Origin of the sequence: Mycobacterium angelicum, from assembly GCF_002086155.1 — a bacterium.
Classification (GTDB): domain Bacteria; phylum Actinomycetota; class Actinomycetes; order Mycobacteriales; family Mycobacteriaceae; genus Mycobacterium; species Mycobacterium angelicum.
In genome coordinates, this window is the sequence record NZ_MVHE01000141.1 from 1 (window position 1) to 4,202 (window position 4,202).

3 protein-coding genes and 1 pseudogene are annotated in these 4,202 nt (G+C 68.8%); all 4 read left to right on the forward strand.

The window, feature by feature from the left end:
* On the forward strand, nt 1-823 hold an 823-nt coding region (locus tag BST12_RS34435), incomplete at its 5' end, for a hypothetical protein (RefSeq protein WP_281254847.1).
* Between the two features lie 71 nt (nt 824-894).
* Nucleotides 895-1,611, forward strand: coding sequence for a FadR/GntR family transcriptional regulator (locus BST12_RS28415; RefSeq protein WP_083116494.1), 717 nt, complete (start codon nt 895-897; stop codon nt 1,609-1,611).
* 27 nt (nt 1,612-1,638) lie between these two features.
* A pseudogene (locus tag BST12_RS28420) lies at nt 1,639-3,093 on the forward strand (MDR family MFS transporter); the annotation flags it as partial.
* A gap of 154 nt (nt 3,094-3,247) precedes the next feature.
* Nucleotides 3,248-4,202, forward strand: a 955-nt coding sequence (locus BST12_RS28425; protein WP_139802019.1) for a PE family protein, incomplete at its 3' end; no start/stop codon positions are given.

Here is a 4,202-nt window from a genome sequence, read left to right on the forward strand (position 1 = left end):
CGGCGACGGCGGCAACGGCGGCCAGGACGGTGGCATCGGCGGCACCGGCGGAGCCGCGGGCTTTTTCGGCGACGGCGGGTTTGGCGGCGTCGGTGGTTCCGGCCTGACCCGCGACGGCGGCGTCGGCGGGGCCGGTGGCGCCGCTGGGGTGTTCGGCAACGGCGGCACTGCCGGGGATGGCGGCACCGGCGGCACCAACGGCGGGGCGGGCGGCAACGGGGGTCAGAGCGGTTTTCTGTACGGCTCCGGCGGTGCCGGCGGAGACGGCGGCAACGGCCAACCGGCCAACGGCGGAGCCGGCGGAGCGGGCGGGGGCAGCGGCCTGTTCGGCACGGGCGGTCAGGGTGGCGACGGCGGCGTCGGCCACGTCAGCGGCGGTACGGGCGGCACCGGCGGCACCGGCGGATTGATTGCCGGCTCGGGCGGTGGCGGCGGCGACGGCGGCGTCGCCGGGCTGAATGGCGGCGCGGGCGGTGCCGGGGGCAACGCGGGGCCGCTGTTCGGAAACGGCGGTGCCGGCGGAACGGGCGGCTGGGGCGGCTTCAGCAAAGTGGGGTCCGGCGGGCCCGGCGGGACCGGCGGCAGTGCCGGGTTGATCGGCAACGGCGGCAACGGTGGCGGCGGCGGGGCGGCCAATGCCGCCGGCGGAAGCGGCGGCGCCGGCGGCAACGGCGGGGCCGCCTGGCTGATCGGCAACGGCGGCAACGGGGGCAACGGCGGGACGGCCACCAACATGGGCGGGGTGGGGACCGGTGGCGCCGGCGGACGGCTGCTGGGCGCGGGGGGTGTCAACGGTGTCAGTGCTGTCAGTGCGACCACCTAGCCGCGGACAGTTGCCTGACCTGCCACCTGGCACCCATACTTCCCATGAATGTCCGATATTCGGAGGTTTACATGGCAGGTTTGGTCTCGCAGCTGGTCCCCGGGACCCGCACAACGCTGGCCGCACAGGCCGCGGCGCAGATTCGGGAGCGGATCGAATCCAAGCAGTGGCCGGTGGGCACCAAGTTGCCCAGCGAACTCGAGTTGGCCGAGGCATTGGGAGTTGCCCGAAACACCGTGCGCGAGGCGCTTCGCTCGTTGACACATTTGGGCGTGCTCGAGGCGCGCGCCGGCGATGGAACCTATGTGCGGATCGCCACCGAGCTGGGCGCCGTGCTGCAGCACCGGGTGGCCAAGACCAAGCCGGAGGAGGTCCTCGAGTTGCGGGCACTGCTCGAACAGCACGCGATCGGCCAAGCCGCCCAACGGCGAACCACCGCAGACCTCAAGCGCATCCGCGCGCTGCTGGCCGACCTACGCAAGGCCCGCAAATCCGGAGATCGCGCCGCACATACGTTCGCGGACAGCGCTTTTCACCTCGCTGCAGTGCGCGCGGGGGGCAACGACTTCCTGGCCGAGATCTACGAACAAGTCACCGCGGCATTCGGCGAGTTTCTCACTACGTGCGAGATCGACGACGAAGCTCAGGCCGACCATGAGCAGTGGCACGACGCCTTGGTGGATGCCATCGCGGCCGGTGATTCGGCCGCGGCCCAACAGGCGGCGGCGGCGGTGGTCGACATCAGCCGCCGCAATCTGCCGTCCGACCGAAAGCCCTCGCAGCAATGAGTTTTCAGACCTAACGGGAGTGTGGTCATGACGGGCATGACGATGAGCTCACGAAGACGCAATGTCATTTTCGTGGCGATTGCGTCCGGGATGCTGATCGCTGCGCTCGCAGTGACCAAGGCCGCCGCCGTGCTGCCCACCATTGTCGCCGACCTCGGTGGCGCACGCCATCAATCCTGGATCGTCACCGCCTATCTGCTGAGCGCGACCGCCGTCATCCCCATCGCGGGCAAGCTCGGTGATCTGTTGGGCCGCAAGCGGATTTTCGTGGGTGCGCTGACGCTCTTCATCGTTGCCTCGCTATTGTCCGGTCTCTCGCAATCGATGATCATGCTGGTGATTTCCCGTGCGCTGCAAGGCGTTAGCGGCGGCGCGATGGGCGTCACCGCAAGCGCGTTGGCCGGCGAGATCGCGCCGCCTCGATACCGCGGCCGCTACCAGGGCATCTTGGGCGCCATATTCGGGATCGCGACGGTGACCGGTCCATTGGTGGGCGGCTTCCTCAGCGACCATCTGAATTGGCGGTGGGCCTTCTGGATCAACGTGCCGGTAACGATCGTGATTCTGGCGGTGGCGATGGCGGCCATCCCGAAGTCGACCCGAAACCCGGCCCCGGTCATCGACTACCTCGGGATGGCATTGGTCATCGTGGGCGCGACCGGCCTGACCATGGCCACGATTTGGGGCGGCACTACCTACGCCTGGGAATCACCGGTGATCATCGGGCTTTTCGTGGGTTCCACTGCGGTGCTGGGCGTCTTCGGATGGGTGGAAAGCCGCGTCGCCGCGCCCATACTGCCGCCTCACCTATTCCATGACTCGGCGTTCTCACTGTGCTGCGCGCTTGCTTTCGGGATCGGGTTCTCGACACTGGGCGCGGTCACCGTGGTGCCGGCCTACCTGCGGTACGTCGACCACGATTCGGCAACCAAGTCGGGCTTGTATACCTTGCCGATGGTCATCGGCATGCTGATCACCTCGATAGGCAGCGGCGTACTGGTCGGCCGCACCGGGCGGTACAAGATCTTCCCGGTGCTGGGTTACGCCCTGACGGCGGCGGGGTATTTGCTGTTGTCACAGATGGACGAGTCGACCTCGGCGTTGGCGCAGTCGCTTTATCTGGTGATTCTGGGCGCCGGGATCGGCATGTCGATTCAGTTGCTGATCCTCATCGTGCAGAACACCACGAGTTTCGCCGACCTCGGCGTCGCCACCGCCAGCGTGACCTTCTTCCGCACCATCGGCAGCTCTTTCGGCACCGCGATACTGGGCGCGCTGTTCGCGAATTTCCTTGGCCAACAAGCCGATTCGGCAACGCTGCACCGCCTGCCACTCAAGGTGGCGGCCGACACGGCACGGACTTACCGCGATGCGCTCACCCCGGTGTTCTTCTGCGCGGCACTCGTGGCCCTGCTCGGGTTCGTCCTGGCACTGTTCCTCCGGGAGGTGCCACGCACCGAGGTACGGGACGACCAAGACGACGACCGAAAAAATCCAGAAATCAATTCTAGGAAAACCGCCGCATAAGTTGCACATCCCGCGATAAGCTGCTAGTTCGCCGATCCGTTTGGTCAGAGGTCGGGCGATCTCCGGGTCGGTATGACATCTAAGTCATGTCGCACTGGGAGGTATCAAAATGGCGTTCCTCATCGCGGTTCCTGACGTATTGGGTTCAGCAGCAACAGATTTGGCCGGTATCGGCTCAACACTCAACGCGGCTAGCGCGGCCGCATCGACCCAAACGACGGCAGTGCTGGCCGCCGCCCAGGACGAGGTCTCGGTCGCCATCGCTGCGCTGTTCGGGGCGCACGGCCAGGCCTATCAGGCGTTGAGCGCACAAGCGGCGACCTTCCAAAGCCAGTTTGTGCAGGCCCTGAACTTCGGCGCGGGGTCGTATGCCGCAGCCGAGGCCTCCGGCGCCGCGTCCGTCGCCGATCCGTTGCTCAACGCGATCAATTCGTTCTTCGTCACCCAGACCGGACGACCGCTGATTGGTAACGGCACCAACGGCAAGCCCGGCACCGGCCAAAACGGGACGGCCGCCGGCTGGCTGATCGGCAACGGCGGGTCCGGCGGATCCGGTGCCAGTGGGGCCAGCGGCGGAGCCGGCGGCAAGGGCGGGGCCGCCGGGTTGATCGGCAACGGGGGGGCCGGTGGATCCGGCGGGACTGCCACTGGCGCCGCCGGCACCGGGGGGGCCGGCGGCGCCGGCGGCGCCGCCATGCTGATCGGCACCGGCGGCGCCGGTGGCGCGGGCGGACACTCAGCGAACCTCACTGGCGGGAACGGTGGGGCCGGCGGTGCCGGTGGCAACGCCGGCATGCTCTTCGGTGCCGCGGGGACCGGCGGGCGTGGCGGCTTCGCATTCGCGCTCGGTGCCACCGGCGGTTCCGGGGGCGCCGGCGGCGCCGGCGGTATGTTCTCCGACGGCGGGGTCGGCGGGGCCGGCGGATCAGGCGGGACCGGTGGAGTCGGTGGTGCTGGCGGGGTGGGCGGCATGTTCAGCGCGGGCGGCACCGGTGGTGCCGGCGGAACTGGTTCCACGCTCGGAAATGGCGGCGCCGGCGGCGCTGGCGGGGCCGGCGGCATGT